The following is a 26,829-nucleotide window of genomic DNA, read 5'->3' on the forward strand; positions in this document are numbered from 1 at the left end:
CCTTTATGGCGTAGATATTCAAAATTAATCGGCTTTTATAAATGGGTTTGTAAACGGATAGTATTTCGTCTATGTAGGGGATCTTTATGAATTAAGGATTACCTGATGTCAAACTAAATTTTAGAAAAAAATAGCAAATGACCACTGAAATTATAATAATTTTTTGTAATGTAAAAAATATAACAACCTTTCGATAATTATATAATTTTTATATATTACATTATAAAATTTATATACTCACGAAGCTATCAAATATTTGAATACCAATGTACAACGAGGAATCTTGCAGGTCTTGTGGTAGAGAATTAACATCTTTGTACAAGTGCAAATACTGTGATGAAACTCGTTGCTGGAAGTGCAGTAGTTGCGATTTTTTGCTACAGAGACTTCACACTCATCCACTAGAAAGTACAATGTTAAATAGGGATCAAAGACAGAATCAATTCCAAAACAAAAATCCCATCATAGGGAATCAAATTACCAAATAGGTTTTGAAAAATAAAAAATAATAATTATCGAATGGTATCGGGCCTTTGTCATCAGTAATGCACCTGACGCATAAGTATTTCATGATTTCCTGGTGTGTAATCCTCCCATGAAACTGAAACTATTTTTTCATTAGGGAGTAAAGATATCGAAGGACATTCAGATATTCCAAGATTTTCACTCAAGTTAAACATTTCTTTAGGCGAAGTTAGATTTTGAGATAGCACGGTAAAAAATATTTCCTTGTTAAACCCCCCTTCCTTTTTCATACCGACGTTCAATGAGGTCGTTGTATTAACGCTTGCCTCAAGTGCCAGAAATAATTTACCCCCATAAGCAAAAGTATCTAAATTTGAAGCATCAAAAATATTGTAAGGTTTTAACGGAATTTCAATTCTTTCAAAGTTGTTGCCATAATCAGCACTCTTTGCTACGTACAGATTTCCGAAAGTTAGTGGAGAATCTTTCTGAACCCAGCTCACATACACGTAGTTGTTAAATGCTGATACCTGAGCCTCACCGTAGCTAAAATCAGATGCATTACTTAGCAGTTGCGGGGCACCAAATGTATTTCCCTCATCACGGCTCATCGTAAAATAAATTCCAGGATTAATTTCTGATGAAATGGCATTGTTATAATTAAAAGGGTCTGACGATTTTATAACATCTATATTCCAGGTTACAAATACAGTTCCATTTTGTGAGAAGATTCTGGGGTATGAATCACTGCTATAGTTTGAAAGCACTTTTTCATCTCCAAATGTTTTGCCAAAATCACTGCTGATTCTCAAGATCACAGATGAACGATCTAAATTTTTTTCTTGCCAAGTTACATATACGAAATTAGATTCAGCGCTAACGTCAACATTAGAGGCCTGGCTCTCGTTACTACTAAGTATGGTAGTATTATAGAAATCTTGGCCAGTGTTTTCACTATGCCTGAAATACACTTGCTTTACGTTTTCTGAATTATCTATCCAAGCAATGTAAGTATTATTCCCAGAAACTGCCATGTGAGGATGTTCTGAGAATCCAGGATTGTTACTCAGATTCAATCGATCATCTTTTATTATGCCGTTAAGGTCAAAATTTTCAAAGAAGATATCATAATTGCGATCTATCAAATTTGACCCTGTAATTTTGAAATTAGAATCTTGCCAAACAAGTGCAAGGTTATTTTTATCAAGTGAAGATATCTGACCATACACGGAGTCATTCTGATTGTTGCTCAAATCATAAGTATCAGAAAAGTTGAATTTGCTATCCGGCTCGATGGAACTAGACCACACTTGATTACCCCCCAAAAGACTAAATGTCATAACTATCCCGCAAAGAAGGATTCCAATCACAAAGAAACGTTTTTCAGAAAGATATTCAAAATCTTTTTGTTCTAAAAGGTTTATCAATAAAACAAATTAATCTATTTTATATATATATAATCTTATATCAGATGGGATTACGATTCAACAAATTAAGTGGATTTCTCAAAGTTGAGAGATAAAGAATTTATGCAATATCTAAGACCGGTAGGCTTTGGACCATCATCAAATACATGACCAAGATGACATCCGCATTTTGAACAAACTACCTCTATACGAGTGATACCTAAGTCGTTATCTATTTTCTTCGTAATATTTTCCTCATTTAGTGGAGCCCAGAAACTTGGCCAGCCAGAATGTGAATCATATTTTTGATCTGAATCAAATAGCATTGTGCCACAACATTTACAACAATAAATGCCTTTATCTTTATTGTACAATAAATTTCCCGAGAATGGTCGTTCGGTCCCTCTGTTAACACACACCTCATATTCTTCACGTGTTAAATAATTTCGCAAGTTTAGTTCAGATGGTACATCAGCCATCATAATAATGAGCCAAAAAAGATATATAAAATTATTTGAGATCAGAAGTGAATCTTTATTCTTACAAATCCCGAGTTTTATTGTTGTGTATCAAAATAGATTGTAATTGCTTCTTGGAGACCTTGAGGAAAGTAGAATTTACGAAAAGATAAAAGTATTTATTTCTTTTTTGGGCACTCAATATTGATTAGAAATAGGTAAGCGCAAAGTTTTAAATGAAGCCCATTTGAAGGAGTTGGTTATGCCTCAAGAAGGGGAGCTGTTTGGAAGAGTCATCAAATTAGTTGGTGGAGACAACATTATTGTAAAGAGTTCAGATGGTAAAATTAGAACTTGCAGGATTAGAGGGAAAATAAAAAGGAGAATGTGGATAAGAGACAATGATTTGGTCTTAATCGCACCATGGGATTTTCAATCTGACAAGGCCGATATAATCTGGCGATATATCAGTGCTCATGCTGATAAGTTAGAACAAGAGGGCCATTTAGAAGGATTAAACAGATAACAAAACAAGAGGAATAAGTCAATCTGTACCCCGCCACTGACCCACATTCGAATCATTGTTAGCCTTACACTATGTGTAAAACTCATCGCGCACTCTCTGACGGGGTTAGATACTATAATAATCAGGCGATATATGAATTAACTTTATTACCTTATAGACTTGGCTAGCCCAACAAGAACCCGATAATAATTATTTGGTGGGGCGGCAATCAAAAAAAATGTTTTGACTTTTGATAATTCACAAAAATCTCCTTTGGTAGAGATCTAGTAATTCAAATGCCGACGATAGATCGATTTCAAAAATACTGACCAATGTTCTCATACTAAAATTTTCTAGAACTTGAGGATGAACTTCTCCTATACAACCAATAGGAGAGTTTTTCAAAGAAACTAGCGCTGAATGGCCTTTAAGCAAAAAAGGTTTAGTTGTGGCCGAAGTTTGAATATCAATGTCAAAACAGAATTTCATCACAGATTCAAGTGTCGATTTTATTTCAGAAAAGTCGGTAAAATCATGTGCTATGGCTGCTACAAGAGACCACCCTTCTGTCACACCTGATCCGTCCTGTTTGAAAACCTTGCCTATTTCAAAAAGTTTCTGAGGATATTTCTCGTGGATATTAACCGATAAAGTATTTACCATTGATGGGTAAAGTCTCATTCTTAACATCTCAAGATTGTTGTTTTCAATACTGTTTATCAATATAGAGTCATCCGCAGCAAGGTCCAAATTTGCTAAAGACATTTTAAAAAGTGTTTCTGACAAAATACTAGGATTAACGATTTCTATGAACCCCAATCCTATCATAACTTGGCGCAATTTTTCAAAAGCCTTGGAGTGGACATTTTTCTCGCCCACCAACTTAGTATATGGATAATCGGGCAATAAATTACGAATTCCATAACCTAACAAGACCTCTTCACATAAATCTTGAGGACCAAATAGATCTCCTCGATAACTAGGTGCAGTGCATACAATACTCTCTGCATCCTTGACAGAGCCATTACAACGACATTTCTCAAGACATTTGATAATATCTTGTGGTGATAGATTTGTTCCTAGTAAATCATTAATAGACGCTATCTTTGCATCCATGATTATAGGTGTTAAATCAGGAGATAACAATTTTCCCTGGTAGGGAGAATCAGTGACAATAGATAATAAACTAAATTCCATGTCGTTGAGTTCATATGCCAAAATTGATATCATTTGTTTTGCGTACTTTGCATTAGTAGCAGTTACCTCGACTAACAAATTTGAAGTACTTGTGTCGACTCTAGTGTAAGAGCTATTTACTATAGGTGGTAGCGAGACGACGTGATTTTGAGAGTCAATTAATAAGGGAACCATTTCCATGCCTTCTAAGATATAAGAATACGTTCTCCCCGTTTGAGTTTGTAGTAAAACATCCTCTATACTTAAGGGGAGCTCTGAATCAAGTGGCTGAAATTTTTTATGTTTATCTGAGAGAATATATCTAAGTGGAAATGTCAATACATCCAAATTGTGTATTCCGATGGAAGCTTTTCGCCTTTTCCGTCCTAAACCGTTATGTAAATCCTCTTGCATTGAAATCAATTGCATTATTTCATCATTAGTTAGAGGGTTAGATCTCTTGGTTGCAAATGAGTAGATAAATGGTCGCACATCTCGCATTGCTTCATCTACTTGTACTACATATTGTGTTGGTTTGATATCATTAATTTGCGGTAGACCTATTTCAGTTTCGAAGAGACCTCTCAAACTTCTTATAATTCCGTTTTCTGAAGAAAAGTCAGGTCTATTAGGATTAAATTCTAGCCTGATGATACCAGCATTCTCATCCCTTCCCTCAATATCTAAACCCAGATATGGCAACTCCTGGATTATTTTATCTATGGTCACATGAGAAAAGGAATTCTTTATCGCACTTAATTTTACATTTACAACAGGCATCTAGGTACACTCTTTAACCATTTCAACTTATTTGAATATAAATCGCGAATATCTTCCAAATCAAACCTGATCATTGCCAACCTTTCAAAACCTCCACCCCAAGCAAGGACAGGTTGTTTGATACCCAGTGGTTTTGTCACCTCTGTTCTGAAGATACCCATACCGAAGAGCTCTATCCATTTATTTAATTTTTCATTATAAACCATTGACTGCATCGATGGTTCGGTATAGGGGAAGAAAGTTGGCCAAAATTTGATCTTGTTTACACCTAGCTTCTTATAAAACTCTGATTGAATTCCAATAAGCTGTCTCAAATTGGCATCTTTACTTGTAAAAATACCTTCTACTTGATGGAATTCTATCAGGTGTTTATAAGTCACCTTCTCGTTTCTGAAGACTCGGTCAATTAGAAATAGCTTGTCGGATGTGGGGGATTTTTGCCACAAATATTGCAGAGTTACGGGAGTAGTATGAGTTCTTAGAACATAAGGTCTAGATTCTTCTTTGTTCCAAAGTGTATTCCAGCATTCTTTATGGACTTGGGAAACAGATTCAATGAGTAATTTTTCTTTTTCCAATGCATACGAAAGGCCTTGATTTGATTTCAAATAAAAGGTGTCTTGCATTTCTCTCGCAGAATGATCCTGCGGAATAAATAGAGCATCAAAATTCCAAAATGAAGGTTGAGTAAAACTGCCTTCTATTTCCGAAAATCCCATTCCAATTAAGATTTCTTTAACTTCATCAATGAAATCAATTAATGGATTTTTCATCCCACAATTGAAAAGTGGTAACGGAGCTTCCACATCAAGTTGCTCAAATTCAATATTCTTCCATTCCCCAGATATCAAGATATCTTTACTCATTTTTCGAGAAATTCTATCGCCAGTTTTTAAAAGATCATCAATATCTTTTGTATTGTCCAAAGATAATTTTATTCTCTTTTTAACAATCTTTTCTAAAGTCAGAATATTTGGTCGCTTTTTTAAATCTTCAAACGAGGCCTTGTCTTTACTATCAAGTTTTGACAAAAGCAACCTTTTTGATGCAAACAGTTTATCAATTAACTGTTCCTCATCTGATTGTTGTAGTACATCGTCAAGCAAACTGATTTTATCGCCTTCAATATGGACCCAGTGGTTTTTCTTTGAGTATCGAATAGCTCCAAAAAGTTCATTGCTATTACCTTTAAAACTACTACTCTTAATAATCTGTGGAATAACACTTGTACCTGCCTGAATCGTATTGACTAGTTTTCTTTCTGGAAGCACAAATTTATCAGCATCCAATACGGATTTGCTTAATGCGAAACTAACATCGTTAAACTCATCAATTTGAATTAAATTTTTATACTTTAGCCATTCTACACCCCTGCGGATTTGATCTAAAGTCAGATTAGATTCTGCCGCCAATTCCTCATCAGTTATCCAATCTTCCTTAAATCGAAGTATGGAAAGAATTTTCCTTTCAATCGGATGTAGGGATGAGACAGAACGTCCACTTTTTTGTTCATCGGGAGATTTATCAACCCTGTCCAGTCTATCCTGATTCACTATAACTAAAAAAATTGAATTAGTCTTTTTAAACGTTTAAACTTTGGAGAGGGAAATAAAAATTTAGAATGTCAGAAGGGGAAAGAAATCAAAAATCAGGATTGGAGAGTAAAAGCAATAGTAATAACGGTTTGGTTTCGCCTTCTCCTGAGAATGATAATTCACCCGTTACGAATCAAGAAAGTGGAGTAAGTGTCACTCCATGGGAAGTTAAAGGCGATATTGATTACTCAAAATTAATTGAAAAGTTTGGAACCTCCGTGATCGATGAGAACCTAATTCAAAAATTAACGGAAATAACTGGAGATAACCATAAGTTCTTGAAGACAAGATTTTTCTTTTCTCATCGTGACCTCGATGTCATACTTAAGCAGTATGAAAGCGGAAACAAATTTTATCTCTATACTGGCAGGGGGCCTTCCGGTCCTGTCCACCTAGGTCATTTAATGCCTTGGATATTTACTAAATTTCTGCAAGAAAAATTCAATTCGAAGTTACTATTTCAGATAACTGATGATGAGAAATTCTTGTTTAATGAATATTCAGACTCTCAAATGATATCCAGATACACTTATGAGAATATTTTAGACATAATTTCGGTTGGATTTGATCCAAAAAAAACTAGAATTATAATTAATACCAAAGACATCAAATACCTGTATAAGGTATCGATTGAAATTGCAAAAAGGATAACATTTTCTACCGCAAAGGCGGTATTTGGATTTACCAATTCCACTAATCTCGGCATGATAGGGTTCCCCCCTATTCAGGGTGCGCCTTGCTTTCTACCTTCATTGATTGAGGGCAAACCTACACCTGTTCTGATTCCTGCAGCAATAGATCAAGATCCATATTGGCGTATTACTAGAGATATCGCTGAAAAGTTAGGCTATCCGAAACCCGCTCAGATTCACAGCAAATTTATTCCAAGTTTAATGAGCGGAGGTAAAATGTCATCATCAAAGCCAGATACGGCCCTGTTTACGACTGATGAACCCGAAATATTGGAAAGAAAGATCAAGAATATGTTTACGGGAGGACAACCAACGGTATACTTGCAGAGAAAACTCGGGGCTAACGCAAGGATATGCCCTGTTTATTGGTATCTGAAATACTTATTTGATGACGAAGAGGAATCTAAACTTAGATTTGAGGATTGTACTACTGGTAATTTGCTCTGTGGAGAATGCAAAAGTGATTTAATAAAAGGCGTAATACCATTTATAAAAGATATACATCGCAAAAGACAGGAAGCGAAAAATCGAATTGATGAATTTATGATAGATGGTAAATATAATAATGATGAAAAGATAGGATTTAATTGACATCCGACCTATGGAAAGCAATAAAATTGAATTTCGCTGTTTGGACTCTTATGAGGCTGAGAAACTTGCAAGTATCTTTTCAAAACAGAAGGATGAATCGATTTTTGTGTCTGAAATAGTAAAGATTATCGATTCTGAAATTGTCGTGAGGTTGAGGGATGGATCGCATCATAGTATTCTTTTAAAGAATTTCGAGACTGCAAAAAAACTACATAATTTCTTTAACATTGTAACTGAGGACAAGGTAAATGTCTTGCATACGAACTACGAACAAGACAGGGCCATATTTTATTTCTCCTAAAACGAAAAATATTTTTTTAATACTAACTCATTATACATAATCTTTGTTGTATTCATCTAGTATCAGTTGATAGACTTTTTCAAAGTATAATGATGTTGAATACGGCATAAGAGGGATATACTGACGAATTATATCTAACACCAACGGTACTGCTCTTTTTGAAACACGAAGGTCAAATTTCATCCACAAGATTCTGTCTTGCTTAAAAATTATTTTTTCTCCGATCTCTTTTGAACAAACTTCCTTTGCTTTGTCCTCTATCCTTTTATACCAATAGGCAAGAATTTCAGGCTCCATTCCTGCGCTTAAATTTGAGAGGTTATTACAATAATCTACAATTAGGTCATCAATTCCATTTTTCATGATTCAATCCATAGAAGTTTTTTTTTCTAACATTTTATTCTGGCAGATCAACTATTATTTATCAGAAAGATTATTTTTTCGAACCCAATACCTTACCATAAGGATTTATTTCATGGTTTCTTATTCTAGTAGATGAAATTGGCAGACCATCATCGGCCATCCGTAATCCCACTGTAATAATATCTATAGCATCTAAACCTTTATCTGTTCTAAGTTTATTGATCAGCTCCCCTTTTTTACTAGTCTCAGAACTCGCTACCAAACAATCAATCTTGTTGGATAGTATTAAAGGTCCAAATTCTTCTTCTAATTTTGTGATTTCAAAAGATGTTGATCCTATTTCTCTAGTAATCAGAGCCTTTAAATTATTTAAACGAATTTCAAAAGGATTTTTCAAGTTCTTTTTCAACCTTTCTTTGGCAAAATAATCGGATGTTAATCCTATTACAACGTAAAACGAAATATCAAATGCCTTTTTTAAAAGGTCGAGATGACCGAGATGCAAAACATCAAAAGTTCCACCCATTGCAACATTTCTGTATTTCTTCTTCAAAATAATCCTCCTCCGAAGCTAAATAAAACGTTTTAAACACATGGGAATACTTTGAGGTGACAAATTTATAAATATGTCGCGGAAGAAATAGATTTATTGACAGCTGCAGTCACTGAATATGTTTGTGAAGATTGTGGATCTCTGCTAACCCATTTGAATCCAACTACGTTACAAAGTATCATTGAAGTTCACTCCCAGCTTTGCCCGGTTAAACGTCAAAAAATTTTGGCAGCAGTCGAAGCGGAAAAGACAAAACGAGTGGCTGCAACAAGAGCATCAAATGTACCCGTTCAAGCTGTGCAGACTGCAGCAGGAGCCCCTCCCAGCGCTGCATCTATTCCGCAACAAGTTTCAACACAGAGTAATGCTCCCGCTTCTATGGATTCCTCTAATCTTCCATTAACCGGTACTGGAACTAATCATACCGCCGCTGAAGGTCCTATAGATGTAGGGTTTAAATCCTCCAGACAGCCTGCCGGAAAGTTTCAGGGAATTCAAGTATGGGGACCGTACGATGCTCCGGGTCAGTTAGGTATTTGGGGAACAGATGTTTGTGTAGATTTTGATATTTGTGTATCAGATGGTGCTTGTATTGACGCATGTCCTGTTAACGTATATGAATGGTTGGATACGCCAGGTCATCCTGCATCAGAAAGAAAGCCATTTATGATTAGAGAAAAAGACTGCATATTTTGTCTGGCTTGTGAAAACGTGTGCCCTCCTCAGGCAATAAAAATATTTAAGAAATAACCGATCAGCGGGTACGATTATCGGAACAATTCTTACCTTTATAAAAAGGTGAATTTTTCTTAAATTTGTTGACTCTGATCGATGGGAAGTTCGCAGTCGGCCATCCAATTATACTAGGCATAATTGGAGGTGGCCAGCTTGGTAAAATGATCGCAATGGAGGCGAAAAGAATGTTTATGAAAGTCATTGTGTTGGACCCAAGCCTGGATTGCCCTGCTTCTGGAGTTGCCGATATAGTAATGGAAGGACATTTTTCAGATCCAGAAAAAATTTACGAATTATCAAAAAAAGTTGATATTGTGACTTTTGAAATCGAGCTAGCAAACGTAAAGGCTTTGGAGAGACTAGAAGAAGAGGGTAAAATTGTTTACCCGTCATCAAAGGTATTGCAAATAATACAAAATAAATACCGACAAAAAAAATTCCTTAGGGATAATAAAATAAATGTACCTGATTTTGAAATAGTTGAAAATGAAGAACAGGCAAAACGGGTTTGCAAATCCTTCGAATTTCCGGTTCTCCTCAAAGCATGTGAGGATTCCTACGATGGCAGGGGAAACTATCTGATTCGTTCTGAAGGTGAAGTAGGCCAGGCGTTGCAGTTTTTTTCAGGGCGCCAGTGTATGCTAGAAAAGTTTGTCCGATTTAGAAAGGAAATTTCTATCATGATTGCTAGGAACCCATCTGGATGTATTTCTTATTTTCCTGTTGTTGAGAATATTCATGAAGATCATATTCTCATAACTACAATCGTCCCAGCCAGAATAGACGACAAAGTAAAACGGAAAGCAATCGATATGGCCGTTAGGACTGTGGAATCACTTGAAAGTGTAGGCATCTTTGGGATTGAAATGTTTGTCGACGATAATGACGAAGTGATGATCAATGAAATTGCTCCCAGACCTCACAATTCGGGACATTATTCTATTGAAGCTTGTTCAATATCCCAATTTGAACAACACTTGCGTGCAATTTTGAACCTCCCGATGCCAAAGCCTTTCTTATTGTCAGATGCAGTAATGATGAATATATTGGGACCCCATGACCTTGCTGGCCCATATGCAATAAGTGGCATTAGAGGACTTTTCTCTATACCGGGTTGCCATTTACACATTTATGGCAAATTAGAGACCAAACCGAAAAGAAAATTAGGACATGTAACGGTTGTTGGAAGTAATCTGGACCCGACATCTTTAAAATATACAATAGAAGATGCCATTCGAATTGAGTTACTTCATCAGGTTTCTAAATGTTCAAATTGATGGCATAACAGTTGTATGATCGTTATTTGATGCGATCAAAGAAAAATGTTAAGAATTTAGCAATTCCCAGGTCGAGCAGTACTTCAAGCAACGATCATCTGCTAAAGGGTCATGAATCTAATTCTTCCCCAAGCCCGGTCGTTGGCGTAATAATGGGCAGTGATTCTGATTTGCCAGTCATGCAAGAGAGTTTAGAAATATTAGAGGAGTTTGAAATTCCATTCGAATTAAGAATTGTGTCAGCGCATAGATCACCAAACAATATGTATGAATATGCCGAAACCGCCACAAAAAGGGGATTGAAAGTAATTATTTGCGGGGCAGGAGGATCTGCACATTTACCAGGCATGGTTGCTTCCCTCACTACTTTACCAGTAGTGGGCGTTCCGATAGGTAGTTTGAAAAATACCTTGGGAGGAGTTGATTCATTGTATTCTATAGTACAGATGCCACCGGGTATTCCTGTAGCAACAATGGCAATCAATGGGGCCAAAAATGCCGGCATTCTGGCTTGTTCAATTCTTGCTACCTCTGATCCTGAGATTTTAGACAAACTTTTGGAATATAAAAAGAAAATGAGAGATGAGGTTGATTTAAAGAACTCTAAATTAGCAGATTTAGGGTATAAAAATTATTTTGGTAACGGATCATCTTAACATGCAATAAGAAGTTCATAAATTGCATGATTGCTTTTTCATATTAGAACAAAGTGACCAAAAATATTGCGATTATAGGCTGCGGTGCGATAGGAAGTCAATTGGCTCACTATCTAAACGACGGCAAAATTTTAGGTTTTAGGTTAGTTGCACTATACGACGAAGAAGATGAAAAATTAAACTTGTTAGAAAAGAATCTGAAAAACAAACATATTGGACTCTACGCAGATTTTGACAAGTTTATCACTTCAAAAGAGTTTAGAGATACACATCTTTTAATAGAATCTGCATCAATTGCTGCAGCCAAAGCATATACAAATTCCATATTAAATCATGATAAAGATATGATGATTATGAGTATCGGGGCTTTTTCAGACCCTGACTTTTATGAAACAACGACAGAGATAATGAAAAAGAAAGGTAACCGAGTTTATTTACCCACCGGGGCAATTGGAGGTTCAGATATACTCAGAACTATTCGCGATTTTATCACAGATATAACTCTTATCACTACGAAACCAGCTAAATCCCTTAAAGGAGCACCTTTCTTTCGAGAAAGAGGAATCAATGTCGAATCATTCAAAGAAAAGACAATTGTATTTGAGGGTGATGCACTCGAAGCTATAAAACAATTCCCCTCAAATGTAAATGTATCAGCCCTAGTAAGCCTAGCAGGTGTTGGCTTTAAAAAAACAAAGGTAATGGTTTGTATTGATCCTTCCTATGAGAGAAATCAACATGAAATAGTTGTAAAGTGGAAGTTTGGAGAGTTCCTCATAAGAGTAAAAAACGATCCCAGTCCTGATAATCCTAAGACCAGTTACCTTGCTATACTATCTGCCATAGAATGTTTGAGATCAATATCGGATAAGGGATTTAAAATTGGTTCTTGATTATGATATTGGCAATTGAATTTTATCTAACAATTAGCAGTGTAGTAAATCCCCTGCTCTCCATTACCACATTATTATCTAATTCCTCAATTTTCACGGTAATAGATATAGTATCTTCAAAATCAATATTTTTGGGTTTAATTATTATGTATTCATCTAAATAATCAGATAAATCAAAGCTCTTATCGCTATAACTAATATCCACGGGAGAAGATGAGTTTAAAAGAAAAATATTGTCTTTATCATAATTTGTCATTTTTACTTGTCTATTATTTCTGGGATAAGATTTTAAATTCAATTTAATTGGTTTTTTGTCATGCATGATGTATCTACTTTGATCTAGGGCAGTAATTTCAATTTTGAAGGGGTAACCAGCAGTTGACTCAGCCATTTTATTAATCCCATCGTTCATAATAATATCAATTTTTTTGATTGAATCCCCATATTGATAAATTAATTTGTTTGTATTCTCTACCATATAATCAATTACCCTTCTTCTTTTTGCATCCTCTTCAGGAGCAAGTTGATATCTCTCCACCCAGTCTTTGTAGTCCTTGCTTATATCTCTAATAAATTCGCTGCAAGTATATTGATAATCCTCTATACTGGTAGCTCTTTCAGAATCTCCATCAGATGCGAACATACCAATTATTTCTATCTTTTTAACTTATTTATTAAACTTTAAAAGGTTATTATATATTGAATGAGTTTACAAATTTGCTTTTAGATTTAAGCAATAATCTCAACACAAATAATGATTTCTTTATTTCCAGAGTTAGAAAGAACCCTCAGATGGTGTTCGTTAAAGTCAACGAGTTAGCTCGATTCGTGGGATCAAGGTACGGACTTACATTGGAATTACACTTTCCTGATCAAAACAAGATTTACCAAGTTCAAGATTATGGATCAGAGAACCTGAGTCTAGTATTTGACAAATTTAGTAAAAAATTTCCTATTGCAAGAGAATTGATTAAGGAAAAGGCATTTGAGGTTTTTGATAGTCAAATTGGTGTATATGATGCATACATGTATGAAGGAAAAGAAGGAGTTCGAATTTTGTTTAACAAGAACTCGATTGGAAACGATAGAATCGAAATCCTACCTGGCTCGTTGCACCTCTGGTGTAAAATTGATTCTAAAGTACAAGATTTTTCAAACTGGTTATTGGAAAATATTTATCCCCATAGAAAAAAATAGCTATTGATACGAGCCATTATGCTAGCTTACAACTAGCATAAATGTCGCAGATTCTACAAACATTCCCATATCTTGTCCTGATGCAGTATCTATTGATACTCGCAGATACTTTGTACCCGGTGTATCAAACGTATATGAGAATTGTCCGGTACCGTCATCAGCTCTCTGGCGCTCCTGTTTATCTATCACAGTTCTGTTTTCATCCATTACTGTGTAACTAAATGTGGAACGCGGTACGATGTTGTCCCTGTCGTCAGTAAATACCACACCGAAATTTGTAGCGTTACCTGCTTTGATATCCACTGGTTCCCACAACAATTGAATATTATAAGTACCCCTCGGTGTCTTTATGGTTAATGGTGGTTTTGGAGTCTCTAGAACACTCGTAGGAGTTGGTGGTTCGCCTTGCCCGGTGGCTTTAAGTTCAAATGCATATTGAATCGGTGGGTTACCTGAAGTCACATCTGCGAAAGTCTCTGCCTTTACTGGAAAAGGCATGTCCTTATTTATGTATATATGATTGTCGACTCCCTTGTGCCATGTTATAACTCGCGTATCAAAAGAACCAGCAGGAGTTGTTACTTTTGCTGAATCAGATGGCGCAATTGCAGAACCCCCAATAGCGGCTATCTTACCCCAATATGGAGCATTGAGAGACAAACCAGGTTTAGGGACAAATGCGGATAGCCACGTTAAAGTTACAGCATATGCACCCCTGTATTCTGCCATTTCCTTTGGAATTGGAGAGGACCCCAATGCAGTCATGTCCAAATCGCTAAGGTATAAAGTTCCGTTGTAGACCTGACCACGGTCAACTACGAAAGTAGGAGCAATCCAATATTTACCAGTTTCATTGTACTCTTTTAAATAAATAGTCATAGTAAATGGTTGACCTTGATTCGTATCAGCATTCTTAATTTCATAAGTATAGTAAGTATCGGCTTTAGCACCTTTTCCTACGTACCAAGCATCCCCCTGAGCAAAAGCAGTATTCAGAAATGGATTCAAATGTAGTGCGGAAATTCCAAGCATCAAAATCAGAAAAAATACAGTTAAATTACTTAGACTTTTTCTTCTATTCATTTGTACTAATATGGACAGATTACTCTTTAAATGTTTACCAGTGTTGAAAAGTCGTATATAGGGAAAAGATAAATTGGTAGACAACACAATAGACTCAATATATGTGCAATTGCTCAAAGATTCATTTTTATGATGTGGATTTTAAATTGTATGGGATGAAAGTAGTTCCAAGTTGCAAAAACTGTGGTGATCCTCTGAGCGATGACCAAACCACAAAATTTGAGAAAGATCTCATGAAATATTGGGGCTTTGAAGAAAAAAAATGAGTGATTGATAATTTCTCTTATTATAATTATTGAAAATCAAACAAAATCATCATGAATTTTGCATACACATCTCTTCTTTCCTAATAAAATATTTGTGCTGACACGATCAAACCTACCCAAATGTTTGTTCCAAAATGGAATTGCTTAGTCACAAATACTAAGATATAAACAGATCAGAATGTATACTTTTTCCGATTTATCATCATAATTGCGTTTGATTTTTCCGACCTTACAGTCGGCTCTACTATTTAATATTTAATTAAGTCAATCAGATAAAATCTGTAATATAGAGCATCAATTTTATCCGTGTGACGATAATCTAAAATCATATTTACCATTCTTAATAAATGAGGCTTACCCATCCAACTCATGGAAAATTAGCAGTCGATACCCCATTTGTATCCTTTTGATATTGGAACTCACTTTTTTTCGGTCTTTCCCTACCTATTGAATTTGAGTTAATAATTTAGATGAAATTGACAAGGTATTGATAAAATGATTAAACCTAAAAAGTGGTATTTTGATATACCTATCTTTTACAATTATCATATAACAAACAATGTCATTTTCAAAGAACCTTGCAAAAATTTTACTATTTTTTTCTTCTAAACAATAGAGGGACTATATTACATTTATAGAGGCCGAATATTAAGAATAAAAATACAAAATTTCCTTTTTTTGAATTAGTATCACATTATTTCTAAATTATTCAGTAACCCTTAAATACTATGAGGAAGAACTTATAGATGCACTGATATCTTCTATCTATGATATCTATAGATAGATTCATTGTTATTTAGGATGAGATATAGAAAAACAAAAAAGTTCTGTCACTTGCGACACATTTATTTAATTAATTTTCCTTAATATATCTATACACCATAAGCTTTATAAATGATAAGCAAGGATTGACAAGAAATTAAATGTATTGAATTAGTAATTTAAGTATGGATCACATGTTTGGTGAATTAAATCAATTACTAATACTTCCAATTACTTGGATCTAAAATGTAATTTACATAACTCATTTAAAGCCAATTGTTTCAAGGTATATAACATACTTTGTAGATATTTTTATAAAATATTTGTCTAATTAGATTTTAAATATACGTGTTTAGATACTAATGAATTGATATGGTACTAAATATATCGGCCCATTGAGGCTACTTATTATATTCCTCCACAAATCTTAATTTTAAAATATTTCTTTCCCTCAACAGCAGTTCTATTGGAAATTTTTTGGGAAAGTGAATTGTACAAGTATTACGATTTATGGGATTACAGGTGCTTGAAAATCCGACCCAAATGAACTACAAAAAAAACCCATAGAAGTTATTCTCCATAACATACTTTTGCCTTCGTTTTTTGATAAATCAAGACCCCTTTCTAAAATTATTATTCTGAACCTTATTGTCTTAATATATGGATTCAAGCAAGATAGCAATTAAACTATAAGGAAACAAATAGTGGATAAATGTTTGAATTGTTTAATTTATATGATCTGATGAGCCTACGGCACCTTTATAAACATCCTAATTAAAAAAAAAGCAGTGGTATAAGATGACCAAGATGTTTAATGTGAATATAGATGCAGAGGGATTTGATCAAAACGAAGCACAAGAATGGGTGAATGAAATGGGAAACGTTTATGCTGATATGGAAGTTTCAGATGTCAATGTCTCAGGCAATAAAATTAGTTTCAAAGCGGGATTTTCCGGTATGGACGATACATCTGAAGATGATATCAGAATGAAGCTAGACGAGTACATGACAATGCATGAATTGTTTCAAGCAAAGAACGTTTCTGTGACCGCTTAAAAAATCCATTTTTAATTTTTTAAATGCTTATAAATATCTACTGAAGCTTATATAAGTTTATAAGGAAGATAGGCGACATTTCTATGGTTTTCAAGTATGACTTGTAAAGGTATTTGTATCAGACACAAAGCTCAAAAGCCTGTGGGATCGGGGCGTTATGCTAGCGGTCAAAAAAGATGTCAAATTTGTGAAATATTCATTAAGTGGGATGGTCTATGGTGTCCATGCTGTGGATACAGATTAAGAACAAAACCAAGAAACTTAAAATACAAAGCTAAGCTTAGAGCAAGAAATAAAACAGTTGAACCACTAGAGCAAGCAATAGTGATTCAATAATTACTTTATAGTAGATTTTTGTTAAACTTTAAAAGTAGTTTCATTTCTTTCAACCAAGTTATTTTTTCTTTATTTTGCACATCAATAGCACGTTTTAACACCTCATTATATCGGTCGCTAACAGGGGTTTTTTGATAATATTGTATTGCGAAATCGTACACTAGTAACATCGCATCAAAGTGCTTGCCCTTTAATTTAAAATAATTTATTTTTTCTGCAATTAGAGATGGCTTTGATTGTTTATCTTTGTTTAATAACATCATGATGGACCTTTCACTTCTTGATATGGTGGACTTGTTTATCCTCTCCGAATCAATGATATCCAGTATGCAGGTGATTGCCTCCGATACTTTTGAATTTTCATTTTCTAAAACGAGTTGGATTTGCTCGCGCATATGTGAGGGTCTTAATTCCTTCTTTAGGTACCATTGTAAAAGACTTGTGAGAGTCAAAAGTGAGCAAATTTTGATATCAAGAGATAGTATATCTGTATTGCTGTTCTCCTTATTCAGATCATGTATTACTTTGCTAATGCTGTAAATATTCCTTATAATGTTGGTTCTATTTTTAAATTGAATCGATTGGCAAAATAATTCCTTTTTCCTTTCAAAGTGATCAAAAGAGGTGGATCTTAATGATGATCTTGGAAATGGAGCATATTCTGAATATCCCAAGTCAGCATTGGAATAGAAATTATTTTTCCCAACCATTATCACTTCGAATATGGATGTTTTTGTCTCACCTCGTATATTATGAAACTGGGTCTGAGGATGTAAATTTGGTCTTGGGTTCTCATTAAATGATAATATGTCGAATTCGCAACATTCATGCGAAGTTATTTTAGGATCTGCATGACATCCGATAAGGGCGCAATCAGTTTCAGAATAATTATCCTGTAGAAATTCCCAAATTTTCGTGGTATTATCCATATCCCAAGATGGTCTTTTTTCTAGAATGATATCAACTTAAACAGTTCAAGATTATTTAGTTGACCTGATTCATGCCGTAACTGTGTTTTTAGTAATTTTATTCTTCATGATTAAATTTGGATATTTAATTCAAATCCAAGTAAACTGCATAAATCAATTAAACCGTTGCAAAATAAATTGATTTTACTGATTTTCAGTAGTCAGCTTGATCATCCCTCTCAAACACAGGACCAATTGAAGCACCTCTACCTCCTCCAGTAAATGTCCCCCTAATTTTTTCAACATTCAGATTATTGGACAAGTATTCCAGCATCTGCAGGTTAAATCTGTGGGCGACCACAATGTGAGTACCGTGGTCGTAAAATGCAGGCATTACTCCTAATCCCTCTTCAATAATTGTCTTTATTTTGTTTGTATCTGGTCTATCATTTAAGAAAATTTCAATTGTATACATTGGCGAATCGTCCTTTTTAATTCTATGGAGCATGTCAATTATCAATCGGGTGTCGACCTTCGGCAATCCGTCTTTCATAGATTTTTCAAATTCATCAAACTTTTTGACAATATCACTAATACCATCCATTTATTGTCTATTATATAGATTGTATAATAATTTATCTGATACCTAGAAATAATGTCGAATGTATGGCATCGACAAAATAACAAAATATCAAGTTTTTATAAAAGGAAATGCAAACTAGGATATACATTAATTTTAACGATGACTAAAACGTTCTTAAATAAAATATATTGTAGAATCTATGATTTGATATTCTTTATGCTTTCTTCCGCCAACCCAGAAGTTATTTGAAAATATATTAAGCTTTACAAATTAGTATAATCAAAATTTTCTAATATTTTTAAATATATTTATGTCTTCATCAATATTTAGTAAACAAAAAATGGACTTTCAAAAAGGATGGGATCCGATATTAAAAGGGCCTTGGCAGGTTCATTATTCTTTCATTCAGCATTTCATCAAAACAAGAGATATTGAATTCCAATAATGGTAATTTAATCAGATATAAATTAAACTAATAATGGTTTTCAAATTGTAGTATTTTTTGCTTTAGAAATTTTCAATAATTAGTATTATTATTGGTATCAATAACCGCGATGTTAGTTTTTTTAATAAGATCATAAGATAGTGAACGATTTAAACCACCATCTGATACACAAATTATTTAAATTTTAAGAACAACAGTGTTCATTCAAAGTGCAGGAGTATTTTTCAATATTTTAATTTTATTTATTTATTCTGTTCAAAAATCAAGTCACTAAAAACCAAAAATTAATGATTATTAAATATTAATTTTTTTTAACTTTAAAATTAAATAAAAATTTAGAGTGATGATTCAAAAATAGAGAAATTGTTTATTTCCCTAGGCAGAGGCCTGCTGGTACTGATGTGTTACATCTATTGTCATTGAATTGGTTGTTATTGACATTCAATGGGAGCCCGTTTGCGTTATTTATATCTACTCCACCGTTATTGATAATATTGTTTGAATTCACTACATTGTCTCTACTTTGTCCATCAAAGAACAATCCGCTGACTGAACCTTGAATTGTGTTAGATGTTACTTCATTGGTTGCAGAATTTACAAAGGTAACTCCAGCCAAATCGTTTCCTGTAAAGAGGTTATACAATAACTTTGAACCAGTTGACGAGTGTGATGCGACTCCAATATTGTTGCCAAAGAACGAGTTAGCCTCTATTCCTGTATTTGCAGAGCCGGTGTTAAATGAGCCAATTTGGTTTTTAGTAAATGTTACTTGATTAATTTTATCATCTTGACCACCAGTGTTCAATACACCTGCTTGGAAGTTCTGAATAATTCCTGGACCATTGATCTTTACGTCGTCTTGGTCACTGAGCATTATTCCAACTTTAGATGTTGCTACTCCTGGACCGGATATCGTATGACCATTTAAGTCTATTGTGATACCATCTGCTCCGACAATTAGACCGTCTGTTTTACAATCCAAGTTTGATGTCAAACTAACGCTTTGAGTTATTACTTCCCCACATGAAACACTAGCGCTTACTGGTTGTTCCTCTTCAACTGCACTTGCGGTAGCAGTTTGTGGTGTAGTTGTTACTTGGTCAGCTTCTTCTTCATCAGAATTGCTGTTTTGATTTGCTTGTACGCTGATATTGTTGCAGCTACCTACAGTATTTCCCTCAGATAAGCATTCAGAACTTTGGGAGCTAGAACTTGATTGACTAATTCCACTTGATGAGTCGTTATCTCCATCTTCACTGTTTTGAGCTGCAGCTTGATTTCCACCACTGCTTCCATCCCTTTGAGCAAAGGACAAAGAAGTTGATGAGGAAACCGTGAAGCTTAAAACTAGTAAAGTTGCTAGTATTGCAATCGGTATGATTTTCTTGCTTTGTGTTGCCATTTACAATATGTATATTCTGAAAAAATATATCGATTTTCAGTAATTTTCTAATAACAAATGACATTGTATTTCTAATTGATGATTGTTATATTTTTATCCTATTCATGAATGGTCTGAAATCGAAACGAACATGGAGGTCTAGAGAGAATCTATAAATTTTACAAAATCAGGTGAATGAACTGATTTGGTCTTATCCCATACCGTTAAAAACTTTGGGATAGATTTCATCGCCTTTGCCGATGACATCCACCTTGTCCAGAGCTGATCATCAATTACCTTTGTTTTGTGTAACAGAAAAATGAATTCATATAAGTCAATGTATGCTCGCAACATGTAAAATTGATCGGGACTGTCTACTAATGCAAATCTATCTGCAAAAAAAGGACTCTCCTTTGCCATGTTAATGAAAGGTTCAGAAGTTTCCAACTTGAGTCGTGCTTCAATCATCCTCGCATAAATCTGGTATTCGCTTTGAAGCCTCAGGTTTTTCCTATTGACTACTAAAGTTAAGATAGATAGAAGTAAAAGTCCAGAAGTTATGATTGGAAGGTACTCTAACAAACTTACCATTTTAATTATGAATAGTTGTAACCAATGCAATTTATGTTAAATAGAAGGGTTTTGGTATAGTACATTGTTGATTCTTGTAAATTTAATTTGATGTTGAAACACTTTATACTAAGCCCATAACCAAAATAAAATTCAAAATGGTTTTCAGACTTATATTCTAATCGATCAATTACTTTCACTTTTGCTGTAGTATATTTTCATTTTTGGGAACGATTTTCCCCTGTTTAATCATTTACCATGTTCAGCCAAATTTAATAACTATATGCACAGTATTTTGATGATTTTGACAACATGTATAGAAATTGTGATGGTTAGGATCCTTGCTGAGGCCCCAGGCAAATTATGGACCTCAAAAATTTACAACTAATTAAATTTACTGTAGTTTAAAAGCAAGTAATTAGTTAAAGTTAATCCCACAAATACATTCCTCAAGTTCGGTAAATAACTAATAGTAAAGTAACTGTCAAAGTTTCAGGTTAAAAAAAGATTAACTCAATTGATTTCAGAATTTAAAGATTTAATCTCCCTTAACAAACTAGCAATTTGTTCTGTTTTCCACGTTTTTAACCAAGAGAAATCTTTCCCTTCAATTCGTATTTTTTTTACCACATATGGTTTCCATGGATGAATGAACTTTCCATAATATATTAGAGAGTCAACTTTGATTCCTATTTTTCTTGCCCCATGATTTTTCATTTGATTCTTTTCTCCAGGCAGTACTCCATTCCATGAAACCAAATAAGTACCATTGTCAAAGCTTTTCAAAAGGTGGTTGCATTCCTCAATCAATTTAGAACGATACCTTAAATCATCCTCAAGATCAGATGGTTGCACAATTGAACTAGACCCCAGAGTTATAGCCATTTAACAATATTTGAAAAATATCTGTATAATTAGGTTTAATACGATGCTTTCATATGAATCATATTGTAATTTTTTCTATAATAATAATAGACTTAGACCTTAAATTGAGGTCACCATAAGAAATATTTTTGAAATACAAGGACTCAAAACATTCTCCAAAACTCAACCATTGAACATGAAAAAAGATCCAAGTTAAAAATTTGAGCAAATTTAATCCACAATACTTGGTTGAATAAACTCAATCACCAATGGTCAATTTGGCCGCCAATTTTATTATGAATAATGCTCCGTTAACTTAAGCCATCATATCCTTATTGTGCTTATATACAAATTGATTCAATCAATTTATCACAGGATTTGTTTTACAGATTGCTTTTTGACATGAAAAGAAATCATCGAAACCTTCAGTTCTGTACTTAAAATATTGTATGACTCTTTCAATCAGACTTTTCCCTTATTTTGCAAAAACAGAATGAACTGATATCTTGTCTTTAGGAACCTACAGGCCGGAGACACCTTGTTCTTTCACCATTAATGAAAATCAGTAAATCCTATTCATGTGCTTTGACTAAACTCGCAAGTAATGAATCTTTGGACGACAAACAAGTCTCCTTCCTTGGATATTTTTAGCAAAAAAGAGTGGGAGAATTTCCTTACTTTTTTAGGCTCTATTGCTATCCAAAGCCAATATGTATTTTGAGCCAACCTGTAAAATGGTTTCATCTACAATGTATTCTGAAATTTTCTTACTCATTGCTGATACCCATTGATGATTATGTTTCTGAATCCAATTTCAGATGTCTACATGACTTCTCTTAACTTTATATGGAAAGAACATTGCTTTGGCAACGCCTCTGGTTAAATAATCCAAGAAAATACAAATACAAAGCGCTACTAATATCTAAAGAAGGTGTTCTGTTTCTTTTGCTTTACATAACAGAAATAGAGCATCTTCGAGTTGTATCATTTTCTTAGGTTAACAGAGGTTGATTGATTGTCAATTACTAAAAAATTAGAGCATTATTTACTAAAAAAGATAATCTTTATAGAAATAATTTATTTAAGTATGCATTTTGAACTTATTAATCTAAAAATTATGTTTATAAGGGAGGGATGATAAGAAGAAAAAATACCCATCCCCATCACTAAATTTCATTTTGCCTACCCTATTTGCAGTTAATGACTGACAAGTCCAAAGGTCGAATATGCATCCTTTAAATCATCATTCTGTTGATGGACCATGAGGAAGTTAAAGGGTTCATAACCGATACCCAATCAAAAAAAAGTGAATGAACTTGATGGAATAGCTTTAATTGAAAATCATACCGACAATTTAGATATTTTAAGTTGCGTAATTTACAAGGAAGGATCGGAACTAGTAAACACTATAATGGCAATAAAGAAGATGTAAGGTACAAGTATTTTGTTCAGAACGCATTTATATAAATCCATTTAAGTAATAATGTGAAATAAACAGCCTTAATACTAGATAAGGGATCACACTTTTTTACCTAAGAGGAAAAAAATTTTTGCAAATATATTGAACCATTAATAAATTCTACGTAAAAGAAATTTCTTTAATGATTGGTTCTAAATCCTTTAAACGAAAGGGTTTTTCTATCACAGTATCTATTCCAGATTCCTTTATCTCTGCATGCTCTAAATTTTCGTCTGTTAAGAATGCAGTAACTAATACGACCTTGATTGTCTTATTGTATTGACGTATCCTTCGGGTAAATTCTAGTCCATCTATACTAGGCATTTTAAAATCTGTAATTATCAGACTATAGTTATCAAAATTCCTCACAAACTCATTTAATGCCTCATCAGGTTCGGTAAAGTACACACAGTTAAACCCACTCAACTCTAAAAATCTACTATATAATTCTCCAAGTTCTATTTCATCATCTATCACCATAACAGACTGATGAGGTCGGGGCATGATTTCTTTGACAATATTATATATTTAAGATTTTGGGATTTATATTAAATTATTTTAATGAAACTAGATAATTCGGTCATTTAATTGAATTTTAACTTTATATGAGAACAAATATCGAATTAATTAGATGTGATTCGAATTTTATTAATACTTTGTTTATATTAAAACTCATTTTGGAGTATTTCACTTATTGTTGATCTTACTTCCTCAATATCAATTAGCACCAAAGTATAGATCATTTTCGTTTGTTTGAAGGTGTTGACTCTCAAACTTCACATTTGCAATCCTAGGAATATTTATCCTAGCATAATCTATATCAGAGTTTATCTAATGACCGATTCTGTAACAAGCCTATTGGTAATGTTAAGACAGCTATTTTAGACCATATTTCAACTTCGTCACCTTCTCCATACATTCTTAGTAATGATCTCGCTGGCTAGCCCAATTTTGAGTAACACTAGTCCTATTTTGTCACATCTTGACTGCGAGCAAATTCTAAAAAACGATAATATAATGAACTTTAATAAGCAAATGAGCATAAATACCATGAAATGTATTAAAACTTAACCTAAGATCCACTCTCTAAGGGTCTTTGCCTTTGACTTGGTTTCATACTTCCATTGCTTATTAAATTCTTATTTTTTTTAATTCCCATTTAGTCGTTTGTATATCATCTGAAAAACATAACACCAAAAGATTTTGGTTTATCAATCATTATATTATGTGAATTAATAGTCAAGATCATAGTACTTTAAACTACCCTTTTCTAGACACTCTTCATACATATAATCTCAATGGTGGTTCTATTAGCAAAGCCAATATGGTTTAATAATCGAGTTTAATGTTACCGTTGGATTAGTCGTTAATAGTTTTGAGATGTTTTATACCAATATATTATTTCTAATAAACTAAAGATTTCCCATAAAATACTTCATACTCTCTGGTGATTAAATATTATGATCTTATTTATGAACATAATTTAAAAGGAATAATACATAATTATTATCCAATGGATTTGTACAGACATCAAGTTAATGATACTGTATAATATTTTTAAAAAAGATAGATTTTGATCTAATTGTAGATCTAATTTACATTAACAGTTCCGGACATCCAAGGATGAAGTACACAGATATAGTAATAAGTCCCCGGGTTTTCAAAAGTCACTGTGAACGATGTAATTGGTGATGCACCAGGGGGTACCTCTCCCTTTGGAAACATCCAGCCGGAATTGACATAACTTTCATCGCCGCTAAAGGAATAATTTGAGTTGGGCGGAAGGTGAGTTACATTAGTTCTAGTACTGTCAACTACGACTGGAGCAGAGGCTCTAAGATTATCCACTATCATTATTTTGTTACTGGAGTTTGAGGCGTCAGGTATTATTGTTGGTTCAACATTGGGAGATTGTATTGCAGCAGTTAATTCAGTCTTATTTGAAACGCTAAAGGGAGCGAGAAGAGGTGGGATCATTTCTTATCCTTAACTATAGTGACCGTATGAGGTTCTGTAACCTTCATGGGGTTGGTCCACGTGATGCTTTCGCCCGAGTTGATTGTTATATTTTGAGGGGTATACTTATCCCAACTTGCGCCATCTCCACCAGCACTAGCATTAGTTGAAGCGGCATTGACTACCCCTTGAAATGATGCACTAAATATCATAATAATGGAAAATGTTATTAAAATTGCACTAACGGTAATTGATATTGTTTTCATCATGATTAGTCCTATGCTAACACATTATTACCAAAATTTTCCTGGTTTTGGAAATTGAAGTTGTTACCATAGTCAATACTGTTACCACCAGACACTACCTCACTGTTCTGATTTGACAATTGTGATTGGGATATGGATTGTGATGCTTTATTTCCATTCTTTTTATGATTAGCCAGAGCATCATTAGCGTCCATAATGGGACTCATGACTAATGCTAACGCGACCACGATTGCAATTATTGTTACTAAAAGTTTTTTGTTCTTGTTTTGATTATGAATAATTGTTTTATTCACATCTTAATTATTTTAGAAAAAATATATTTGATTTGCTAACTAGTTGCGATACTCTAATACTCTAATACTCTAATAATTGTAGAATCAAACTATGAAATTTAGAGTGGTATTTCTATAACAATACTTGACAATGAATTCTTTGAACCCGCTATTGATAGTAACGCTCAATTTCTCATAGAATATGTTTTGTAAGTAGTAACTCACGAGTGCAAAGTAAACGATCCTCCCTTGGTTTTTTGTCTTTATATAAAAATAGTAAGGCGAGATTATTTTCGTAAAACCAAATTCAAATTTCAAAAATGACCGTATTTTCAAGGAAATGGTAAAGATAATGATTGTAATTATCCGATTTAAAGGATGAATTGAACAAATTCGCAATAATCGAGTGAGGCTGGATGAAGATAAAATGATCCTAACAAAACATATATCTACCTTAACATTATTTATTCTATCTGTTAAGATGTATGCAACATTTTGTTAGAATTTGTATGATATTGATAATAATTACAGGTACATTATTAGCGATGACTTCGTGCAGTGTTAATTTTCTAAATTCTGAAGCTAATGCTCAACTATTTTCCGATAGAAGACACACATCTTTGGTAATTGACGCTCCTATTGCTGTATCCTCGGATAATGTGTACGTAGCCTGGTGGACCAACAAATCTGGAAACAATGAAGTTTTGTTTAGAGCATCCAATGATAATGGTGCTACATTTGATGATAAAATTAATCTAAGTAATACTCCAAATTCAGAATCGGAAGATGTTAAAATACAAGCGTCTGATAGTAACGTGTATGTTACGTGGTGGGAGAGAAACCAACCTAAAACGATCCTGTAATGAGAATTAGTAACGATAATGGAGAAACCTTTAGGCCTTTATTGCCCTTAGCTAAAAATGGAACTCTATTTAGTAGTACAGAAAACATTGATTAGATAGCCATAATAATTTCCCTA

The 26,829-nt window shown here is 33.8% G+C and carries 28 protein-coding genes; 11 read left to right on the forward strand and 17 right to left on the reverse strand.

Annotated features, from left to right (window positions below; genetic code table 11):
• Window positions 1-539: 539 nt before the first annotated feature.
• Together F1Z66_RS12025 and msrB are read right to left on the reverse strand one after the other, a co-directional pair.
• Window positions 540-1,892: a hypothetical protein gene (locus tag F1Z66_RS12025; RefSeq protein WP_149863864.1), complete on the reverse strand. Its 1,353-nt coding sequence runs from the start codon at window positions 1,890-1,892 to the stop codon at window positions 540-542.
• A gap of 65 nt (window positions 1,893-1,957) precedes the next feature.
• Window positions 1,958-2,353 (reverse strand): peptide-methionine (R)-S-oxide reductase MsrB, encoded by a 396-nt coding sequence (msrB, locus tag F1Z66_RS12030; protein WP_149863865.1) that lies wholly within the window; start codon window positions 2,351-2,353, stop codon window positions 1,958-1,960.
• A 190-nt stretch (window positions 2,354-2,543) separates the two neighbouring features.
• Here msrB and F1Z66_RS12035 point away from each other — a divergent pair, with 190 nt between their 5' ends.
• Complete coding sequence (locus F1Z66_RS12035) at window positions 2,544-2,855, forward strand: translation initiation factor eIF-1A (protein ID WP_134482826.1); 312 nt, start codon at window positions 2,544-2,546, stop codon at window positions 2,853-2,855.
• 237 nt (window positions 2,856-3,092) lie between these two features.
• Here the strand turns inward: F1Z66_RS12035 and pheT are convergent, their stop codons facing one another.
• Both pheT and pheS read right to left on the reverse strand, forming a co-directional pair.
• A complete protein-coding gene (gene pheT, locus F1Z66_RS12040) occupies window positions 3,093-4,790 on the reverse strand; it encodes a phenylalanine--tRNA ligase subunit beta (RefSeq protein WP_149863866.1) in 1,698 nt (565 codons plus the stop codon).
• Window positions 4,778-6,343: a phenylalanine--tRNA ligase subunit alpha gene (gene pheS, locus F1Z66_RS12045; protein ID WP_159357578.1), complete on the reverse strand. Its 1,566-nt coding sequence runs from the start codon at window positions 6,341-6,343 to the stop codon at window positions 4,778-4,780. Before pheS ends, pheT begins: the two co-directional genes overlap by 13 nt.
• 68 nt (window positions 6,344-6,411) lie before the next feature.
• On the opposite strand from pheS, the gene F1Z66_RS12050 reads away from it, so the two are divergent.
• Together F1Z66_RS12050 and F1Z66_RS12055 are read left to right on the forward strand one after the other, a co-directional pair.
• The gene (locus F1Z66_RS12050) at window positions 6,412-7,668 is read left to right on the forward strand and encodes a tryptophan--tRNA ligase (protein WP_149863868.1); all 1,257 of its coding nucleotides are present in this window, start codon (window positions 6,412-6,414) and stop codon (window positions 7,666-7,668) included.
• Between the two features lie 10 nt (window positions 7,669-7,678).
• Complete coding sequence (locus F1Z66_RS12055; protein WP_149863869.1) at window positions 7,679-7,969, forward strand: hypothetical protein; 291 nt, start codon at window positions 7,679-7,681, stop codon at window positions 7,967-7,969.
• A gap of 30 nt (window positions 7,970-7,999) precedes the next feature.
• Here the strand turns inward: F1Z66_RS12055 and F1Z66_RS12060 are convergent, their stop codons facing one another.
• Complete coding sequence (locus F1Z66_RS12060; RefSeq protein ID WP_149863870.1) at window positions 8,000-8,332, reverse strand: hypothetical protein; 333 nt, start codon at window positions 8,330-8,332, stop codon at window positions 8,000-8,002.
• 70 nt (window positions 8,333-8,402) lie between these two features.
• Complete coding sequence (locus F1Z66_RS12065) at window positions 8,403-8,885, reverse strand: phosphopantetheine adenylyltransferase (protein WP_149863871.1); 483 nt, start codon at window positions 8,883-8,885, stop codon at window positions 8,403-8,405.
• A 96-nt stretch (window positions 8,886-8,981) separates the two neighbouring features.
• On the opposite strand from F1Z66_RS12065, the gene F1Z66_RS16105 reads away from it, so the two are divergent.
• From F1Z66_RS16105 to nadX, 4 genes are all read left to right on the forward strand, one after another.
• On the forward strand, window positions 8,982-9,635 hold the full coding sequence (locus F1Z66_RS16105) for a 4Fe-4S dicluster domain-containing protein (protein ID WP_230207542.1): 654 nt from the start codon (window positions 8,982-8,984) through the stop codon (window positions 9,633-9,635).
• 65 nt (window positions 9,636-9,700) lie between these two features.
• Window positions 9,701-10,897, forward strand: coding sequence for a 5-(carboxyamino)imidazole ribonucleotide synthase (gene purK / locus F1Z66_RS12075; RefSeq protein ID WP_230207543.1), 1,197 nt, complete (start codon window positions 9,701-9,703; stop codon window positions 10,895-10,897).
• Window positions 10,898-11,049: 152 nt separating this feature from the next.
• Complete coding sequence (gene purE, locus F1Z66_RS12080; protein WP_438502946.1) at window positions 11,050-11,553, forward strand: 5-(carboxyamino)imidazole ribonucleotide mutase; 504 nt, start codon at window positions 11,050-11,052, stop codon at window positions 11,551-11,553.
• A gap of 53 nt (window positions 11,554-11,606) precedes the next feature.
• Window positions 11,607-12,446, forward strand: a complete 840-nt coding sequence (nadX, locus tag F1Z66_RS12085) for an aspartate dehydrogenase (protein WP_149863873.1) — start codon at window positions 11,607-11,609, stop codon at window positions 12,444-12,446.
• A gap of 22 nt (window positions 12,447-12,468) precedes the next feature.
• Here the strand turns inward: nadX and F1Z66_RS12090 are convergent, their stop codons facing one another.
• Complete coding sequence (locus F1Z66_RS12090; RefSeq protein ID WP_149863874.1) at window positions 12,469-13,089, reverse strand: hypothetical protein; 621 nt, start codon at window positions 13,087-13,089, stop codon at window positions 12,469-12,471.
• Window positions 13,090-13,145: 56 nt separating this feature from the next.
• On the opposite strand from F1Z66_RS12090, the gene F1Z66_RS12095 reads away from it, so the two are divergent.
• On the forward strand, window positions 13,146-13,643 hold the full coding sequence (locus tag F1Z66_RS12095; RefSeq protein WP_149863875.1) for a hypothetical protein: 498 nt from the start codon (window positions 13,146-13,148) through the stop codon (window positions 13,641-13,643).
• A gap of 21 nt (window positions 13,644-13,664) precedes the next feature.
• Here F1Z66_RS12095 and F1Z66_RS12100 read toward each other — a convergent pair whose 3' ends face one another.
• Window positions 13,665-14,726 carry a hypothetical protein gene (locus F1Z66_RS12100; protein ID WP_149863876.1) on the reverse strand — a complete coding sequence of 354 codons (1,062 nt, stop codon included), beginning with the start codon at window positions 14,724-14,726 and terminating at the stop codon, window positions 13,665-13,667.
• 1,826 nt (window positions 14,727-16,552) lie between these two features.
• Here F1Z66_RS12100 and F1Z66_RS12105 point away from each other — a divergent pair.
• A complete protein-coding gene (locus F1Z66_RS12105) occupies window positions 16,553-16,810 on the forward strand; it encodes a hypothetical protein (protein ID WP_149863877.1) in 258 nt (85 codons plus the stop codon).
• 96 nt (window positions 16,811-16,906) lie between these two features.
• Window positions 16,907-17,146 (forward strand): hypothetical protein, encoded by a 240-nt coding sequence (locus tag F1Z66_RS12110; protein WP_134482855.1) that lies wholly within the window; start codon window positions 16,907-16,909, stop codon window positions 17,144-17,146.
• Window positions 17,147-17,151: 5 nt separating this feature from the next.
• Here the strand turns inward: F1Z66_RS12110 and F1Z66_RS12115 are convergent, their stop codons facing one another.
• The 9 genes from F1Z66_RS12115 to F1Z66_RS12155 all read right to left on the reverse strand — a co-directional run bounded on the left by F1Z66_RS12115 (window position 17,152) and on the right by F1Z66_RS12155 (window position 25,871).
• Entirely contained in the window at window positions 17,152-18,075 is a 924-nt protein-coding gene (locus F1Z66_RS12115; protein ID WP_149863878.1) for a hypothetical protein, read from the reverse strand.
• 193 nt (window positions 18,076-18,268) lie between these two features.
• Window positions 18,269-18,658 (reverse strand): hypothetical protein, encoded by a 390-nt coding sequence (locus F1Z66_RS12120; protein WP_149863879.1) that lies wholly within the window; start codon window positions 18,656-18,658, stop codon window positions 18,269-18,271.
• Window positions 18,659-19,449: 791 nt separating this feature from the next.
• Window positions 19,450-20,484, reverse strand: coding sequence for a NosD domain-containing protein (locus tag F1Z66_RS12125; RefSeq protein WP_149863880.1), 1,035 nt, complete (start codon window positions 20,482-20,484; stop codon window positions 19,450-19,452).
• A gap of 138 nt (window positions 20,485-20,622) precedes the next feature.
• On the reverse strand, window positions 20,623-21,054 hold the full coding sequence (locus F1Z66_RS12130) for a hypothetical protein (RefSeq protein WP_149863881.1): 432 nt from the start codon (window positions 21,052-21,054) through the stop codon (window positions 20,623-20,625).
• A gap of 492 nt (window positions 21,055-21,546) precedes the next feature.
• Entirely contained in the window at window positions 21,547-21,888 is a 342-nt protein-coding gene (locus F1Z66_RS12135; RefSeq protein WP_149863882.1) for a hypothetical protein, read from the reverse strand.
• 1,588 nt (window positions 21,889-23,476) lie between these two features.
• Window positions 23,477-23,860 carry a response regulator gene (locus F1Z66_RS12140; protein ID WP_149863883.1) on the reverse strand — a complete coding sequence of 128 codons (384 nt, stop codon included), beginning with the start codon at window positions 23,858-23,860 and terminating at the stop codon, window positions 23,477-23,479.
• A 1,086-nt stretch (window positions 23,861-24,946) separates the two neighbouring features.
• The gene (locus F1Z66_RS12145) at window positions 24,947-25,333 is read right to left on the reverse strand and encodes a hypothetical protein (RefSeq protein WP_149863884.1); all 387 of its coding nucleotides are present in this window, start codon (window positions 25,331-25,333) and stop codon (window positions 24,947-24,949) included.
• Window positions 25,330-25,581 (reverse strand): hypothetical protein, encoded by a 252-nt coding sequence (locus F1Z66_RS12150; protein WP_149863885.1) that lies wholly within the window; start codon window positions 25,579-25,581, stop codon window positions 25,330-25,332. Before F1Z66_RS12150 ends, F1Z66_RS12145 begins: the two co-directional genes overlap by 4 nt.
• 8 nt (window positions 25,582-25,589) lie before the next feature.
• On the reverse strand, window positions 25,590-25,871 hold the full coding sequence (locus tag F1Z66_RS12155) for a hypothetical protein (RefSeq protein ID WP_149863886.1): 282 nt from the start codon (window positions 25,869-25,871) through the stop codon (window positions 25,590-25,592).
• Between the two features lie 524 nt (window positions 25,872-26,395).
• Between F1Z66_RS12155 and F1Z66_RS12160 the strand changes: the two genes are divergently transcribed.
• Window positions 26,396-26,713, forward strand: coding sequence for a hypothetical protein (locus F1Z66_RS12160; RefSeq protein WP_149863887.1), 318 nt, complete (start codon window positions 26,396-26,398; stop codon window positions 26,711-26,713).
• Window positions 26,714-26,829: the final 116 nt, after the last annotated feature.

The organism is Candidatus Nitrosocosmicus agrestis, assembly GCF_008389435.1.
Classification (GTDB): Archaea; Thermoproteota; Nitrososphaeria; order Nitrososphaerales; family Nitrososphaeraceae; genus Nitrosocosmicus; species Nitrosocosmicus agrestis.

Excerpts from the sequence above, each read along its gene's own strand:
- msrB (WP_149863865.1), bottom strand. The coding sequence starts at position 2,353 with ATGATGGCTGATGTACCATCTGAACTAAACTTGCGAAATTATTTAACA.
- pheT (WP_149863866.1), bottom strand. The coding sequence starts at position 4,790 with ATGCCTGTTGTAAATGTAAAATTAAGTGCGATAAAGAATTCCTTTTCT.
- F1Z66_RS12050 (WP_149863868.1), top strand. The coding sequence starts at position 6,412 with ATGTCAGAAGGGGAAAGAAATCAAAAATCAGGATTGGAGAGTAAAAGC.
- F1Z66_RS12055 (WP_149863869.1), top strand. The coding sequence starts at position 7,679 with ATGGAAAGCAATAAAATTGAATTTCGCTGTTTGGACTCTTATGAGGCT.
- F1Z66_RS12060 (WP_149863870.1), bottom strand. The coding sequence starts at position 8,332 with ATGAAAAATGGAATTGATGACCTAATTGTAGATTATTGTAATAACCTC.
- purE (WP_438502946.1), top strand. The coding sequence starts at position 11,050 with ATGGGCAGTGATTCTGATTTGCCAGTCATGCAAGAGAGTTTAGAAATA.
- F1Z66_RS12090 (WP_149863874.1), bottom strand. The coding sequence starts at position 13,089 with ATGTTCGCATCTGATGGAGATTCTGAAAGAGCTACCAGTATAGAGGAT.
- F1Z66_RS12100 (WP_149863876.1), bottom strand. The coding sequence starts at position 14,726 with ATGAATAGAAGAAAAAGTCTAAGTAATTTAACTGTATTTTTTCTGATT.
- F1Z66_RS12105 (WP_149863877.1), top strand. The coding sequence starts at position 16,553 with ATGACCAAGATGTTTAATGTGAATATAGATGCAGAGGGATTTGATCAA.
- F1Z66_RS12110 (WP_134482855.1), top strand. The coding sequence starts at position 16,907 with ATGACTTGTAAAGGTATTTGTATCAGACACAAAGCTCAAAAGCCTGTG.
- F1Z66_RS12115 (WP_149863878.1), bottom strand. The coding sequence starts at position 18,075 with ATGGATAATACCACGAAAATTTGGGAATTTCTACAGGATAATTATTCT.
- F1Z66_RS12120 (WP_149863879.1), bottom strand. The coding sequence starts at position 18,658 with ATGGATGGTATTAGTGATATTGTCAAAAAGTTTGATGAATTTGAAAAA.
- F1Z66_RS12125 (WP_149863880.1), bottom strand. The coding sequence starts at position 20,484 with ATGGCAACACAAAGCAAGAAAATCATACCGATTGCAATACTAGCAACT.
- F1Z66_RS12130 (WP_149863881.1), bottom strand. The coding sequence starts at position 21,054 with ATGGTAAGTTTGTTAGAGTACCTTCCAATCATAACTTCTGGACTTTTA.
- F1Z66_RS12140 (WP_149863883.1), bottom strand. The coding sequence starts at position 23,860 with ATGCCCCGACCTCATCAGTCTGTTATGGTGATAGATGATGAAATAGAA.
- F1Z66_RS12145 (WP_149863884.1), bottom strand. The coding sequence starts at position 25,333 with ATGATCCCACCTCTTCTCGCTCCCTTTAGCGTTTCAAATAAGACTGAA.
- F1Z66_RS12150 (WP_149863885.1), bottom strand. The coding sequence starts at position 25,581 with ATGATGAAAACAATATCAATTACCGTTAGTGCAATTTTAATAACATTT.
- F1Z66_RS12160 (WP_149863887.1), top strand. The coding sequence starts at position 26,396 with ATGACTTCGTGCAGTGTTAATTTTCTAAATTCTGAAGCTAATGCTCAA.